The organism is Acinetobacter genomosp. 33YU (assembly GCF_001990725.1).
In the GTDB taxonomy this organism is placed as follows: Bacteria; Pseudomonadota; Gammaproteobacteria; order Pseudomonadales; family Moraxellaceae; genus Acinetobacter; species Acinetobacter seifertii.
In genome coordinates, this window is the sequence record NZ_LFZQ01000013.1 from 328 (window position 1) to 15625 (window position 15298).

The following is a 15298-nucleotide window of genomic DNA, read 5'->3' on the forward strand; positions in this document are numbered from 1 at the left end:
TGTAGCAAACGGTACTTATACCGACCTTGCAGGTAACCCGGGTTCAGGTGCGAGTCTTGCAGGCTTAACAGCTGACATTACGCCACCGACCCTTGCGATTAGTGCAAGTGACCTGAACCTTGCAGCGGGTGAAAGCACCACAGTGACCTTCACCTTCAGTGAGGCAGTGACTGGCTTTGATGCAACTGATGTAACCTTGGCGGGTGGTACTTTGGCTGGTTTAGCAAGTACCGATGGTGGTAAGACCTGGACAGCGACCTTCACCCAAGATGGCACAGCAACACCACCGAGCTTGAGTGTTGCAAACGGTACTTATACCGACCTTGCGGGTAACCCAGGTTCAGGTGCGAGTCTTGCAGGCTTAACAGCTGACATTACGCCACCGACCCTTGCGATTAGTGCAAGTGACTTGAATCTATCTGTAGGTGAAAGCACCACAGTGACCTTCACTTTCAGTGAACCGGTGACTGGCTTTGATGCCAGTGATGTAAGCTTGACGGGTGGTACTTTGGCTGGTTTAGCAAGTACCGATGGTGGTAAGACCTGGACAGCAACCTTTACTCAAGATGGTACAGCAACACCACCGAGCTTGAGTGTTGCAAACGGTACTTATACCGACCTTGCAGGTAACCCGGGTTCAGGTGCTAATCTTGCTGGCCTTGTTCTGGTACCAACAATTACTGCACATGACAATGTGGATAGTGTAGCTATAGACATTGTTCCATTAACGACAACGGGTATTAATGCTGGTTCTGCAACTTATCTAGCATTGATCGGTCTAACTGAGAATCTCAACGTATCGCTTTTAGGTACTCCGAGCGTGAGCTTCAATATTGCCGCTGGACATACTTCAGATGCAACGATTAGTTATGGAGCTTTACTCAGTTTATCTTTGCTTAACGACTATAAAATAGTCTTGCAAAAACAAGCACCGGATGGTTCATGGCAGAATGTTGCAGGTGACGCGAGTACTGGATTAATTAACGTCGGAATACTCGGCGGTAATGGATACGGTGCGACTATCACAGACTTAGCAAGTGGTTCTTATAGAGCATTTATGGTCTATACCGGTGTAGGTGTAGGATTGTTAGGTACAATGAGTGTGGTTCGCGATGATTATAACCACACAGTAGTACCTACATATACTGCAGCAACAGTAAGCGGTAATGTGCTTACAGATGATGATTCTGCTATATATGGTCCTTCATATACTCCAGATACAATCACTGGAACAACTGTGGTATCTACAGTAGTGGGTGAACAAGTAGGTGCGGTAACAACAACAATTGGTTCTTCTACACCAGTAACTGGCGCTTACGGAACACTTACGATTTCTGCGAATGGTTCGTATAGCTATACACCAACTGCTAACCCTGCCAACATTGGTAAAGTAGATAGCTTTACTTACACAATTAAAGACCCAGCAACGGGTGCTACAAGTACAGCTGTATTACACATACAGATTGGATCACCTGATGTAAGTATTACTTGGAATACTGCGAGTCCTGGAACAGATGGCATAACGCAAGTTATTGCAAATGCAGATCAGGCTATTGCAACGGTTGACTTTAGTAACTCAACAGATACACCAGTAGATGTTCCAAGTCCGAATATATCAATCAGCTTACTTGGTTCGACTTCTGTTGTGTCTAATAGCTTCACTGTTGCGGCAGGAGACTTAGTCGATGTGCAGGTTGCTGCGACTTATGCTAACCAACCATTGCTAAGTGCATTACCAACGGTAAGTTATGTTGTTCAGCAGTTGGTTGGGGCAACATGGGTTAACACAACCTATACTGGTTCGGCGACAGCACTTGCGAGTGTAGGTGGTATTAGCCTCGGAACGGTGGCATTCCAAGATGCTGTTGAGCATTTAAGCGCTGGTACATACCGTGTTCAATATACGTTGACGGCAATATCACTTGGTACAACCACTTTGGATACTCAAGTAACGACCACAACAACGCATTTGAACAGTTACTCATCTGACTGGGTTCACGGTAACATTCTTACCGGAGACACAATTGGTGGGGTTGCGGACAGTGGTACCTTTACTGCTGATGGTGTCAAACTTTATGTTCAAAATAGTGTTGGCACTTATGTTGAAGCTACTGGGCAAACGGTTACCACGACAAATGGCACACTTGTGATCAATTCGAATGGTGATTATGAATACCGTGCTAATACCTCATCATTAACATTGGCTAATCCAACAGATACGATTAACTATAAGTTAGTAGCAGCAAATGGTGCTGAGTCTTTCTCAACATTGACGGTTAATCTGACTACTTCTGATTACAATACCCATGTACTCAGTACATCAGCGAATGATACGTTTAATACTGATAATGGCACCATTGGCTTTGGTTCAGATACATTGATTTATCATGTATTAGATGGAAGTACTGCTACTGCTAACAATGGTGCAAGCACGGGTGGTAATGGTGTAGATACTTGGACTAATTTCCATGTGGGTAATGTTGCTACAGATTCTCAGGCTGATTTGATTGATATCAGAGGCTTATTAGATGGAGCACAAACGTCTGCTAATATTGGTGAATATTTGAATGTTACTGTAAGTAATGGTAATACCACTATTCAAATTGACCGTGATGGGTTAACTGGATTGATTTTACCTACAAATAACTTTACTAATCTATTAGTTTTACAAGGTGTTACGACCAGTGAAACTGAGTTACTTAATAATGGTCAAATTATCTACTAATAGATAATTAACCAAGTAAAAAAGAGAACCTTAGGGTTCTCTTTTTTATGTTTAAACAATACGTTAACTTAGCTTTTACAGAGTTCATGCTATGATGTATTGAAAATTTTATAGAACAACAAATAACGAATAGGGACTTAATTCGAGTGTCGGTATTTTTAGACTTTAAAAGACAACTTAAGCTTTGGTTGGAACATATTGTTCAGCATGTTCCAGATCTTACAGAAGAAACAATTTTGTTTATATCATTTGGTCCTAAAGATCAAAGATGTAATGTCTGGCATACCGACAAAACAGCTTTTTCACAAGCTACTATACAATTACTCGATTTTATTGATAGACAGTTTTCTCCAAATCAACTTCCAGACTATATAAAAATTGATGTTGCGTACAACCTAGAAAAACAAAGTTGGAGTCAAATAGAACAACTTGTTCATCATCAATTTCATAATAATCATTACCGCAGAGGAATCGCATTTGATGAAGCATGTTCAGTGGTTTTTCTGGAGCAAGAGATCTATGGAAAAGCAATTATTCGAGGTTTGAGTTATGACAAACCTAATTTTTTTGATGAAAACAATCTGAACTATGCAATTAAGCAAAAATATAACGCTACTAAACCACAAATTAGACTACAAGAGCTGCAAGATGTTTGGACTTTCGATACCTATGCAACTTTTTATGAAAATGGACAATTCATTAATTTAGCAAGCCGTTATGATACAAATGGTATTAGAGGTATTGTAAAGAACAAGAAGCAGCATTTTAGAGAGCTTATTGAGAAAAATGCAACTTTTTTGCACAGTCAGATTCAAGAAAATGGCAAATTCATTTATGGCTATTTTCCTGCTTTTGATCGTGATATCCGCAGTTATAATACAGTACGTCATTGCACATCACTTTATGCACTATTAGAAACTTTCGAAGTACAAGATAAACCTGAATATTTGCCTAAAATAATGAGTGCCATGCAATATGCACTCTCTAACTTTTATAAAGAAAAAGACCCTACAACTGCTTTTATGATTGATGGAAAAGAAGGGGAGTTTGAAATTAAACTAGGTGCAAACGCAGCAGCTATTTTAATGTTAACGAAATATCAGGAAATTACCCAAAAGTCTGAATATTTAAAATATGCAGAAAAACTTGCAAATGGTATTTTAAAATTAGTTGATTCAGATGGATTAACTACCCATGTGTTAAATTATCCAGACTATGATTTAAAAGAAAAGTTTAGAATTATTTATTACGATGGCGAAGCAGCATTAGCTTTATTAAGGTTATATCAAATAAATCAGGATAAAAGATTATTAGAAACAGTTAAATTAATGTTTGATAATTTTATTCATAAAAGATATGAAAAATATCATGATCATTGGTTAAGTTATTGTACCAACGAGCTTACAAAAATATGTCCTGAAGAAAAATATTTTATTTTTGGTTTAAATAATTATTTAAAACATTTTATTTTTATAAGAAATAGAAAGACAACTTATGCCACTTTATTAGAAATGCTCATGGCTGCTTATAAAATGGTAAATCGATTAAAAGAGCAAGGCCATCAAGAGCTTCTTGAACAAGCTTATATGTCAGAGCTAAAAAAACTCATTAAATTTCGGGCTGAATTCCAAACTACGGGTTTTTTCTATCCAGAAATGGCGATGTATATGGATCGTCCAGATAAAATATTACATGCTTTTTATGTGCGACATGATCGCTTTAGAGTAAGAATAGATGACCAAGAACATAACTTATCAGGCTATATAGCCTACGTAAAAGATTTCGAAGGAGAGGAGATATGACTTACTCTCTTTTTGAAATTAAGTTATTGGCGCCTCTAGATCATACTAACTTCGATAATGCGATTTGGAAATTTGAAGTTGATGGAGATGTTTCAACTTTATTGCTTATTGATTATGCATTGGAGCAATTTCAACAAAAAAACATCGAAGCAAATAAGACCTATGTTGTATCTGAGCAAAAGCCTAAGCAACTTGGTGAACAAAATTTAGGTTTAGAAAAAAATGAATCTTATACATTTGTCGAGCTCTTACAATTCTTAATTTTTACTCATGCAAATGATGTTAAAGATGCCTTAAGCAATATACTGTTTGATTCCGTTGAGCAAGCTCAATTGATCCTGTCTAAAAGGGCGGAAAACTACAAGTTAACTTTAAAATCACCTAATCAATTAAAAAATCTATTTTTGTTGGCAAAAAATATTTATAGCTATCCAGCCGAGCTAAATAACCTTTTCTTTCTCAAAACACTTTCTTTTAAAAATAAAGTATATCAACCGATTACACCTTTAATTGCTCATCCAGTGCTAACCTCGGCTTTATATATCTCCCATCAATTTAGAAAAATTTATGTCACTTATCTTGAGGATAACCAGAGCATTGGCTTTTTCTCTTTTTTAGATGACATTCACCGTCTCGAGCATTTGGTTCCTTATTATCACTGTTTCCAAGAAGAGCGCGTAAAGGCGAAGAATTGTACTTCACAGACTGGGATTATTAATATTCTTGGAGATACATATTTCGGTGAGACCTATACTGAAAAGCGTAAGTCGAGAAGGCAAATAGATGCTCTACAACAATATGGATATCACTTTTCATTTGAAAAAATACAGCCATTTTTAGGTAAAAATGACATAAACATAGCTAACTTTGAAGCAGTCTTTTCTTTAGAAAATCAATCACTATTAAAAGATAAAAAGCCATTCATTCTAAAAGCCGATGCTAAAAAAACATTAGAAGAATTTAAAAGCATTCATCTAAATTATTTGGTGTTAGCAAATAATCATCTCAAAGATTATGGTGATGAAGGGCTTACCTATACATTACAACAATTGGACGAGGCTAATGTTTCCTATATTGGTGCTGGGCACAACCAAAAAGATGCTCACAATTACTTTGAAATAGTTTTTGAAAATAAGCACTATGCGATTTTTAATGGTTATTGGCATAGAGACACTGCTTATTTGGATTATGACTTTTATGCGCTAGGGTCCAGAAGTGGAGTCGCTTGTTTAAACGGTGTCTTACTTGAGCAAATAGTTTTTTATAAACAGGCTCATCCTAAACATAAAATTATTGTTATTTGTCATTGGGGAGTCGACTTTAAACCTCCTACAAAAGAGCAAATTAAACTTGCTGGTATTCTGACGCAGGCCGGGGCTGACCTGATTATTGGTCATGGTGCTCATACTATTCAGCCAATTCAGATGATCAACCAAAAGCCAGTGGTGTTGGGTATCGGCAATGCTGTATTTAATAGTGATGGGGAATATGAGCAGCATCATTCTTTGCCATTTGGCTGTATTGCCAGAATAGATTTAACAAAGGATTTGCTTCGACTTTATCCAATTTATACCAATAATTTACAAACATTCTGGCAGCCATATCCAGTAGATATTAATGACTTCTCAAAGGCCAGTACTTATATGACATCTTTACTGACCCATGAGGATTACACGACTACCCATGATAACTTGGGGAGATACGTTGAAATTAAATTTTAAGGGTATTGTTGATAACTCGATAAAATCGTTTGAAGCTGTGATGGGGTAAAACCCAAATTTCTTAAGCCGCCACTGCCTAATTTACACTCAGCACTGGCCATAATATTAGTCGGGGTAGTTTTTGTAGCATTAGGTGCACATACATGTTTCAAGCCGAAAGCGTGGCCCATTTCATGAATACTACCTGCTTGTATATTATAATTTAATCTATTCCAGTCTAATAAAATAAAAGGCTTTCCATTATTACGGAATGTTCGGCTCGTAATATCGTTAAACTCTAACTTTTTTGAATAAGCATCGTATATAAAGACAATCACTTCTTTACTTGTTGTACGTTTAGGAAAGCATGCATTGACGCTTGCAGGCATAGATCCTATAGAAATAGGGCGAGGTTGATTTATTTCATTACCAAGTTGGCAGTGCAATTTTGAAAAATCTTGATAAGAGATATAACGATTTAACTTAAAATTAAATATTTTGTTTCCTTGGTCATCTAAATAATATTTATTCAAAATACCAACTTCTTTTCGCATTTGTGCAAGGTTGTCGAAACGTGCAGCAGAAGGATTGTTGGTTGTAAAAACGAAAGTGACTGGAACTACAGGCCTATTATTAGCAGGTTCTTCTATCAATGGCTCTGGCTTTAGTTGAGGAGGAGTGGTTGTACAAGAGGCACAAAGAAGTGTTCCTGTAATCATCAATAAGGTTTTTTTCATATTCATCGCATTGTCTCTGCATATTATTCTAAAGTGATTTAAAGTAAATTTTTATATGATATGAACGATGTCAATTTTTATGGATTCCATTTTGACAACTCAGTATGAACTACATCGACAAATTTTAGAAGTCATCGCTCTAATTCCATATGGAAAAGTAGCAACTTACGGACAAATAGCACGTATGGCTGGGTTACCTAAACATGCCAGATTAGTGGGTTATGTTCTTAAACATCTTGAAGCAGATCATCAGGTGCCTTGGTACCGCGTTATTAACTCACAAGGTAAAATTAGCCTAAGTAAATTTAATGAAAAAGGTGAAAATGTTCAGCAGTTAAAGCTTGAAGCTGAAGGAGTCTACTTATTGAATGGTAAAGTGAACTTAAAGCAATTTGCTTGGCAACCTTAATATTATTAAAGAGAAAAATACAAATGCAGAATTATAAATGGCGGACTGTAGGCATATTATTAATAAGTTTAACAGTGCAATCGAGTTTCGCAGAGCAGACTATTTCAGCCCAACCTTTTATAAATGTGAAAGCTTCATCACAAGAAATACACTCGATTTGTCAGCAGTTGAGTCAGACATGTAGCGATGAAGTTAAGCTGTGGAAACCCAAAAATACACAAGATCAGACTTATTATTTAATAGATGAGACTCCGCAAATTGCTCAAGTTAAAAAGCAGAATAACCAATACACAGTAATAAATGAGTGGAACTTTAAAAATTATGAACATACTAATAAAGAGCCACATTCTGATGATTTAGGTCCTGATGGACTCAAAATCTTTCCAGCACTATATCCACTCAATAAAAATGAATATGCCATAGCAGTACTAAATACTTGGTTTACTGGTTACTCTGGAGGGGGGCGTTTTGAAGAAAATGCTGATTTTATTGAGCTTAAGCCTAAAGGGCGGTATCAAGTTGCATTAAAAGATATTGCTTTTTCTTCGAATGAAATGATTCGGGCCTGTTTTTCAGAACAAGAGTATAAGAAGTCACCGCATTGCCATGATGAAAAATGGATGACATTAAATATTAGGTTTAAAGATATCGGTCAATCTTACTATTTATGGCAATTAAATTATAAAAATTATTCTTGGGATGCTTTTAAAAGTAAAAAAACAATAACGGTTGAGCAATCAAGAGAAGACGTTATTCCTTTTAAAAAATAGGTGCCTATCTGGCTGAATTAAGCCAGATAGGGTTTTTTTAGCGAACAATCAAAACAGGGATATGGCTTTCACCTAAAACTTTTTGTGCAACACTTCCTAATACAAGTTTTCGGACACCTGTACGGCCATGCGAACCCATAACGATGAGATCTGCATTGATGTCTTGTGCAGCTTGAATTATTTCTTCATGAACCACAAAGCCTTCAAGTAATTTGGTTTCTACGGTAAGCCCTTCTTGTACAAATTGTTGTTTGGCTTGTTCTAAAATATCGAGTAAATAAGTTCTAGTGCGTTCAATCAATTCATTTGTTTGACCAGTCTTTACATAAATATCCGCAATAATTGGATCAAGTGCCATCACTTGTACGATAGTAATTTTACTATTTAATGCTTTTCCGAGCTTGATGGCTTCTTTCATAGCGACCGTAGAAGTTTCAGAACCATCAATTGGTACAAGAATATGCTGATATGACATGAGATTGTTCCTTATTGTAATGATGCTTATTTATTCAATACTTTATACTTCTTTTCTTACGATTTAAATTCTAGCTCGTAATGATTTGTGTTATTGAAACAAGAAAATCTTGGCACTATTTTTTATTTATCTCTTAAATTTTCAATATGTGTTGTTAAAGCATTGATATCATCAGTTTGCAAATATTCACGCATTTTTAAAACTTGTTTTTCATCTAAATCATAAAGTTTTAAAGTGAGTAGTTTCTCTATTTGCTCTGTCGGAAAACGGTATTTAATAACTTTTGCCGGAACTCCACCAACAATTGCATAGGGTGGGACGTCTTTTGTTACAACGGCTCCAGTTGCAATAACTGCACCTTCACCAATTTTTACGCCTTGCATAATCATTGCACGGCTTCCAACCCAACAGCCATCTGCAATGATGGTGTCACCAGCAGCTAAAAAACTACGAGTATCGAAGGGGAAAGTTGCAATCCAATCTGGTCTATGAAGCTGATTGCCACCCATCATAATCACGCATTCAGCCCCAAAACATACAAAATTACCAATATAAAGCTGATCAATAGGTTTTTCTGGAGTAGAGGGTTTGTCATGTAAATAGCGCACTACACAACGCTCAAAACCTTGATCCCAATAGGCTGAGTAGTAAGAGTAATTACCCTTGATATGGATATTCGGATTTTTGACAGTTTTGGAAATAAACTCAAATTCACACCAATGACGGACTGGCGAGTTAATCAGAGGTGTATCCATAATTTACTATCCAAACAAATGAGTTAAAGCAATTAAAAACCCCTCATAAAGAGGGGCTTAAGAGTAGTATCTTAAAGATATTCTACACTTACAACTTCGTATTCAACTTCACCTTGAGGAGTGATAATTTTTGCTTCATCACCTTCATTTTTGCCTAAAAGGCCACGAGCAATTGGTGAGTTCACTGAGATTTTATTAATTTTAAAATCAGCCTCATCATCGCCAACAATTTTATAAGTCTTGCGTTCTTCAGTATCAAGGTTTTCAATCGTTACCGTAACACCGAATACAACACGACCGTTTTGTTCTAAGTCTTTAACATCGATGACTTGTGCAGCACCCAATTTTCCTTCGATATCTTGGATACGGCCTTCGCAGAAACCTTGTTGCTCACGAGCAGCATGATATTCTGCATTTTCTTTTAAGTCCCCATGTTCACGTGCCTCAGCAATCGCTTGAGTAATACGCGGACGTTCAACAGATTTCAGATGTTGTAATTCTTTCTCTAAGGCACTTTTACCTTCAGGGGTCATTGGATAACGTTGCATTTCGGTCCCTCTTAAGTTGAGAAAACACAGTTAAAAAAATGAAAAAATCCCGCCACCGATAAGGTGGCGGGACTTATCGGAAAAAAATTAACCTACAGTTAAATCTTGCAAGCGGTATACATCCATTGGCAATTTCACAGCAAAGGCTTGGCAAACTGCTTCTGCGCCATTGATAGTCGTTGTGTAATACACTTTGCCTTGTAGGGCAGCACGACGAATCATTGCAGAGTCATATTGAGCTTGTTTGCCTTCAGTAGTGTTGACAATAAGGTGTATTTCGCCATTTTTCAAGCGGTCAACAATGTGTGGACGACCTTCAGTTACTTTATTTACAGGTTCACATTCCAAACCTGCTTCTTTAAGCACTTTATAAGTTCCACCTGTTGCTACCAATTTGAAGCCGTATGCTACAAACTTTTTAGCGATATCAGCGATATATTTCTTATCAGATTCACGGACAGATAAGAAAGCAATCTTTTCTTCGCCTTCAGTTGGTAGGCCTGGTAAGCGGTCATTAGAACCTAAAACAGCTTTATAGAATGCTTCACCAAATGTCTTACCAACACCCATTACTTCACCTGTAGATTTCATCTCAGGTCCAAGCATTGGATCTACGCCTTGGAATTTAGCAAATGGGAAAACCGCTTCTTTCACAGAAAAGTGTGTTGGAATGATTTCTTTAGTAAAGCCTTGAGATTCAAGTGATTGACCCGCCATACAACGAGCAGCTACTTTTGCTAAAGATTCACCAATACATTTCGATACGAACGGAACAGTACGTGAAGCACGTGGGTTAACTTCAAGAACATAAACGTCATCGCCTTTAACTGCGAATTGAACGTTCATCAAGCCAACAACACCAAGTTCTTTTGCCATAGCCACTGTTTGACGACGCATTTCGTCCTGAATCTCTTGAGACAGAGAGTAAGGAGGAATAGAACACGCAGAGTCACCTGAGTGAATACCTGCTTGTTCGATGTGCTGCATGATACCGCCAATCACAACATCTTTACCGTCAGATACGCAGTCAACGTCAACTTCAGTTGCATCGTCAAGGAAACGGTCAAGAAGAACAGGGGCTTCGTTAGAAGCTTGTACTGCTTCGCGAAGATAACGTTTAAGTTCATCTTCGTTATACACGATTTCCATTGCGCGACCACCCAATACATAAGATGGGCGAACAACTAACGGATAACCAACTTTCGCAGCTTCAGAGATACCTTCTTCAGCAGATTTTACAATGCTGTTGTTTGGTTGACGAAGCTGTAAACGTTGAATCATTTGTTGGAAACGTTCACGGTCTTCTGCACGGTCAATTGCATCTGGAGAAGTACCGATAATAGGAGTACCAGCTTCTTCTAAAGCACGTGCTAACTTAAGTGGAGTCTGACCACCGTATTGTACGATTACGCCTTTTGGCTTCTCAGTACGAACGATTTCAAGAACATCTTCAAGTGTTACAGGTTCGAAGTACAAACGATCTGATGTATCGTAGTCGGTAGAAACAGTCTCAGGGTTACAGTTCACCATGATTGTTTCATAACCGTCTTCACGCATAGCTAGAGCAGCGTGTACACAGCAGTAGTCAAATTCGATACCTTGACCAATACGGTTTGGACCACCACCAATTACCATGATCTTGTCACGATTTGATGGATTTGCTTCACATTCTTCATCGTAAGTTGAATACATATATGCTGTGCCAGATTCAAACTCGGCAGCACATGTATCAACACGTTTGTAAACTGGATAAACACCCAAGTTCCAACGTTGTTTACGGAATTGCTTTTGTGAAATGCCCATGAGGTGAGCAATACGAAGGTCCGATAAACCTTTACGCTTGAACGAACGGATGTTGTCCGCGTTTAAGTCACCAAAACCTAAAGTTTTTACTTGAGCTTCTGTGTTGACGATATCTTGAATTTGAATCAAGAACCAACGGTCAATTTTAGTTGCTTCAAATACGTCATCTAAAGAGAAGCCATGACGGAATGCGTCTGCTACGTACCAAATACGCTCAGGACCCGGAACTTTAAGCTCTTTTAAAATCGTTTCTTTTACGTTTGTTGCACCAGCTTCGATTTTTTCATCAAAACCGCTTACACCAACTTCAAGACCACGTAATGCTTTTTGTACAGATTCTTGGAAGTTACGACCAATTGCCATGACTTCACCAACAGACTTCATCTGAGTGGTAAGAACTGGTTCTGCTTGTGGGAACTTCTCAAAGTTAAAACGAGGAATCTTCGTTACAACATAGTCAATTGCTGGTTCAAAGCTCGCAGGAGTTACACCACCAGTGATGTCATTTTTCAATTCATCAAGAGTATAACCAACAGCTAGTTTCGCAGCGATTTTTGCAATTGGGAAACCAGTTGCTTTAGAAGCAAGAGCAGACGAACGAGATACACGAGGGTTCATCTCGATCACAACCATACGGCCGTCTTTCGGGTTAATACCGAACTGAACGTTAGAACCACCGGTCTCAACACCAATTTCACGAAGAACTGCAACTGAAGCATTACGCATCAATTGGTATTCTTTGTCAGTTAATGTTTGAGCTGGTGCTACAGTGATTGAGTCACCAGTGTGAACACCCATTGGGTCAAAGTTTTCGATCGCACATACGATAATACAGTTGTCGTTTTTGTCACGAACAACTTCCATTTCGTATTCTTTCCAGCCGATTAATGATTCATCAATCAATAATTGGTGAGTAGGAGAGAGGTCGAAACCACGTTCACAGATTTCAAGGAATTCTTCACGGTTATATGCAATACCACCGCCTGAACCACCCATTGTGAATGAAGGACGGATAATTACTGGGAAACCAAAGCGAGATTGGATTTCTAATGCTTCTTCCATGGTTTCAGCAATAGCAGCTTTTGGACATTCCAAACCGATTTTGCGCATAGCGATGTCGAAGAGTTTACGGTCTTCGGCTTTTTCAATCGCTTCTTTAGTTGCACCGATAAGTTCTACATTGTACTTCGCTAATACGCCATTTTCATCAAGTGCAAGTGCGCAGTTCAATGCAGTTTGTCCACCCATCGTAGGTAGGACTGCATCTGGACGCTCTTTTTCAATGATTTGAGCAACAGTTTGCCAAGTAATTGGCTCAATATATGTTGCATCAGCCATTGAAGGGTCAGTCATAATGGTCGCTGGGTTAGAGTTAACCAAAATAACACGGTAGCCTTCTTCACGAAGCGCTTTACATGCTTGAGCACCAGAGTAGTCAAACTCACAAGCCTGACCGATAACAATTGGACCAGCACCAATAATTAAGATGCTTTTAATATCCGTACGTTTAGGCATTATTCGCTCCGTAATTACTGTTTAGATGCTTCGATAAGTTCGATGAAATGATCGAACAATGGTGCACAATCATGTGGACCTGGGCTTGCTTCAGGGTGACCTTGGAAGCTGAAAGCTGGTTTGTCAGTACGGTGGATACCTTGTAAGGTGCCATCGAACAATGATTTATGGGTTGCTTTTAAGTTAGCCGGTAATGTTTCTGCATCTACAGCAAAACCATGGTTTTGAGATGTAATCATCACTGTACCATCTTCAAGATTTTGTACAGGGTGGTTTGCACCGTGGTGACCATGATTCATTTTTACAGTTTTTGCACCAGAAGCGAGTGCCAAGATTTGGTGTCCTAAACAGATACCAAATACAGGTAATGTTGTGGTTTCAACAATAGTGTTTACAGCTTCGATTGCATAGTCACAAGCAGCTGGGTCACCAGGACCGTTTGAAAGGAATACGCCATCTGGATTAAGTGCTAATACTTTTTCAGCCGGAGTTTCAGCAGGGACAACAGTAAGTTTGCAACCGCGGTCTGCAAGCATACGCAAGATGTTGGTTTTGACACCATAATCGTATGCAACCACATGATATTTTAACTCAGGTTGTGTAAAGCCCTTACCTAACACCCATGAACCTTCAGACCATTCAAAACCTGTTGGATCACAGCACTCTTTAGCAAGGTCTAAACCATTTAGACCACCAAAAGCGCGAGCTTTAGCAATCGCTTCTTCTTCAGTAATATTTTCGCCAGCAAGGATGCAACCATTTTGTGCACCTTTGTCACGTAAAATACGAGTAAGTTTACGTGTATCAATATCAGCAATTGCAACAACATTGTGCGCTTGTAAATATTCACCTAACGACTGCTCAGAACGGAAGTTACTGTGTAGTAGTGGAAGGTCACGAATAATTAAACCATTCGCCCATACTTTATGGATACGACCAGATTCAACGTCTTCTTCGTTGCAACCAGTGTTACCAATATGAGGGTAAGTTAATGTCACAATTTGTTGTGCATAACTTGGGTCAGTCAAAATTTCTTGATAGCCTGTCATGGCTGTGTTAAAAACGACTTCACCAGTCGTACTTCCCGTTGCGCCGATTGACGTTCCTTTAAAGATCGTTCCATCTGCGAGGGCTAAAATGGCGGGGATGCTCAAACCAAAGCTCCTGAATTTCGGCTGTAAAAAAGCGAGTAGACCTAAAAAAGATAGGCGATGTTCTAAAAAAACATGCCCCTCCTCATCGGTCTGCCCGCTTGTAACTTAACAGCGCATTATACGCATGGAACCCTAAAAAGTCTATTTGTTTTCTATTAAAAAATATAATTCCTTGCTTGCTTTTTGCAAAAATATTCATCCGCTTGTCTGAAATTGATACTTTTGGCAAATTGTCTAACAATCTGGCGGTTAAATTATGCTAATTCCACTTATTGTAATCTCAGAAAAAAATAAACAATATGAGGAAATAGTATGAGCAATCAAGTTTCAAAAGATATAGCTGAAAACGCTTCTACAGTTGCAGATGTTGTTAAAGCTGAAGTAACCGAAGTGAAAGAAGCTGTTGCTAAAACAACGACCCGCGCTAAAAAAGCAGTGAGTGCTAAAGCGACGCAGGTAAAAGAAGTTGTAGCTGAAAAAACAGAACAGGTGAAAGAAGTCGCTCAAGAAGCAACTTCGCAAGTTAAAGAAGCTATAAATGAAACTCAAGAACAAGTAAAAGTTGTATTGAGTGAAACTGAAGAAAAAATAGAGACTGAGACTCAAGAGTTGAACCAAAACATTCAAAATCAGTTTGCTCAGATTAAACAAGATATTTTACAACGTCTTGATGTGATTAAAGCTCAGTTCAATACGTCTCAAGAAGGATTAAATGAACTGAAAAATACATTAAAAGCTGAAATTAATGCATTAATTGAAGATTTAACAAAAGTTACCAAAGAACTTAAAGGTGACATTAGCCAAATCTCTTTGAAGCATAAAGATTCTTTAAGTGAGAGTTTGAAACGCACTAAAAATAATGCGGTTGAAGCTTGGAACAAAGCAAGAGATAACTAAGTTTAGCT

The 15298-nt window shown here is 38.2% G+C and carries 12 protein-coding genes; 6 read left to right on the forward strand and 6 right to left on the reverse strand.

Going from position 1 to position 15298, the window contains the following annotated elements; translation table 11 throughout:
• The 3 genes from AC056_RS16505 to AC056_RS16515 all read left to right on the forward strand — a co-directional run.
• The coding region (locus tag AC056_RS16505; RefSeq protein WP_139344673.1) for a BapA/Bap/LapF family large adhesin at positions 1 to 2725 on the forward strand (2725 nt) is incomplete at its 5' end.
• A gap of 146 nt (positions 2726 to 2871) precedes the next feature.
• Positions 2872 to 4527 (forward strand): poly alpha-glucosyltransferase, encoded by a 1656-nt coding sequence (locus AC056_RS16510; protein WP_077164254.1) that lies wholly within the window; start codon positions 2872 to 2874, stop codon positions 4525 to 4527.
• A complete protein-coding gene (locus AC056_RS16515; protein WP_077164255.1) occupies positions 4524 to 6248 on the forward strand; it encodes a CapA family protein in 1725 nt (574 codons plus the stop codon). The genes AC056_RS16510 and AC056_RS16515 overlap by 4 nt, the downstream gene beginning before the upstream one ends.
• Here AC056_RS16515 and AC056_RS16520 read toward each other — a convergent pair.
• Positions 6245 to 6964 carry a metalloprotease gene (locus AC056_RS16520; protein WP_039253021.1) on the reverse strand — a complete coding sequence of 240 codons (720 nt, stop codon included), beginning with the start codon at positions 6962 to 6964 and terminating at the stop codon, positions 6245 to 6247. The genes AC056_RS16515 and AC056_RS16520 overlap by 4 nt on opposite strands.
• Positions 6965 to 7043: 79 nt before the next feature.
• On the opposite strand from AC056_RS16520, the gene AC056_RS16525 reads away from it, so the two are divergent.
• A complete protein-coding gene (locus AC056_RS16525; RefSeq protein ID WP_077164276.1) occupies positions 7044 to 7373 on the forward strand; it encodes an MGMT family protein in 330 nt (109 codons plus the stop codon).
• A 23-nt stretch (positions 7374 to 7396) separates the two neighbouring features.
• On the forward strand, positions 7397 to 8143 hold the full coding sequence (locus tag AC056_RS16530; RefSeq protein WP_077164256.1) for a hypothetical protein: 747 nt from the start codon (positions 7397 to 7399) through the stop codon (positions 8141 to 8143).
• Positions 8144 to 8180: 37 nt separating this feature from the next.
• Here AC056_RS16530 and AC056_RS16535 read toward each other — a convergent pair whose 3' ends face one another.
• The 5 genes from AC056_RS16535 to carA all read right to left on the reverse strand — a co-directional run bounded on the left by AC056_RS16535 (position 8181) and on the right by carA (position 14393).
• Positions 8181 to 8618 (reverse strand): universal stress protein, encoded by a 438-nt coding sequence (locus AC056_RS16535; RefSeq protein ID WP_077164257.1) that lies wholly within the window; start codon positions 8616 to 8618, stop codon positions 8181 to 8183.
• Between the two features lie 122 nt (positions 8619 to 8740).
• The gene (locus AC056_RS16540) at positions 8741 to 9373 is read right to left on the reverse strand and encodes a CatB-related O-acetyltransferase (protein ID WP_004699619.1); all 633 of its coding nucleotides are present in this window, start codon (positions 9371 to 9373) and stop codon (positions 8741 to 8743) included.
• A gap of 71 nt (positions 9374 to 9444) precedes the next feature.
• Entirely contained in the window at positions 9445 to 9921 is a 477-nt protein-coding gene (gene greA / locus AC056_RS16545; protein ID WP_004699621.1) for a transcription elongation factor GreA, read from the reverse strand.
• Between the two features lie 87 nt (positions 9922 to 10008).
• Complete coding sequence (carB, locus tag AC056_RS16550; protein WP_004699623.1) at positions 10009 to 13239, reverse strand: carbamoyl-phosphate synthase large subunit; 3231 nt, start codon at positions 13237 to 13239, stop codon at positions 10009 to 10011.
• A 14-nt stretch (positions 13240 to 13253) separates the two neighbouring features.
• Positions 13254 to 14393 (reverse strand): glutamine-hydrolyzing carbamoyl-phosphate synthase small subunit, encoded by a 1140-nt coding sequence (carA, locus tag AC056_RS16555; RefSeq protein ID WP_039253009.1) that lies wholly within the window; start codon positions 14391 to 14393, stop codon positions 13254 to 13256.
• A 312-nt stretch (positions 14394 to 14705) separates the two neighbouring features.
• Between carA and AC056_RS16570 the strand changes: the two genes are divergently transcribed.
• Positions 14706 to 15290: a hypothetical protein gene (locus tag AC056_RS16570; protein ID WP_049065668.1), complete on the forward strand. Its 585-nt coding sequence runs from the start codon at positions 14706 to 14708 to the stop codon at positions 15288 to 15290.
• Positions 15291 to 15298: the final 8 nt, after the last annotated feature.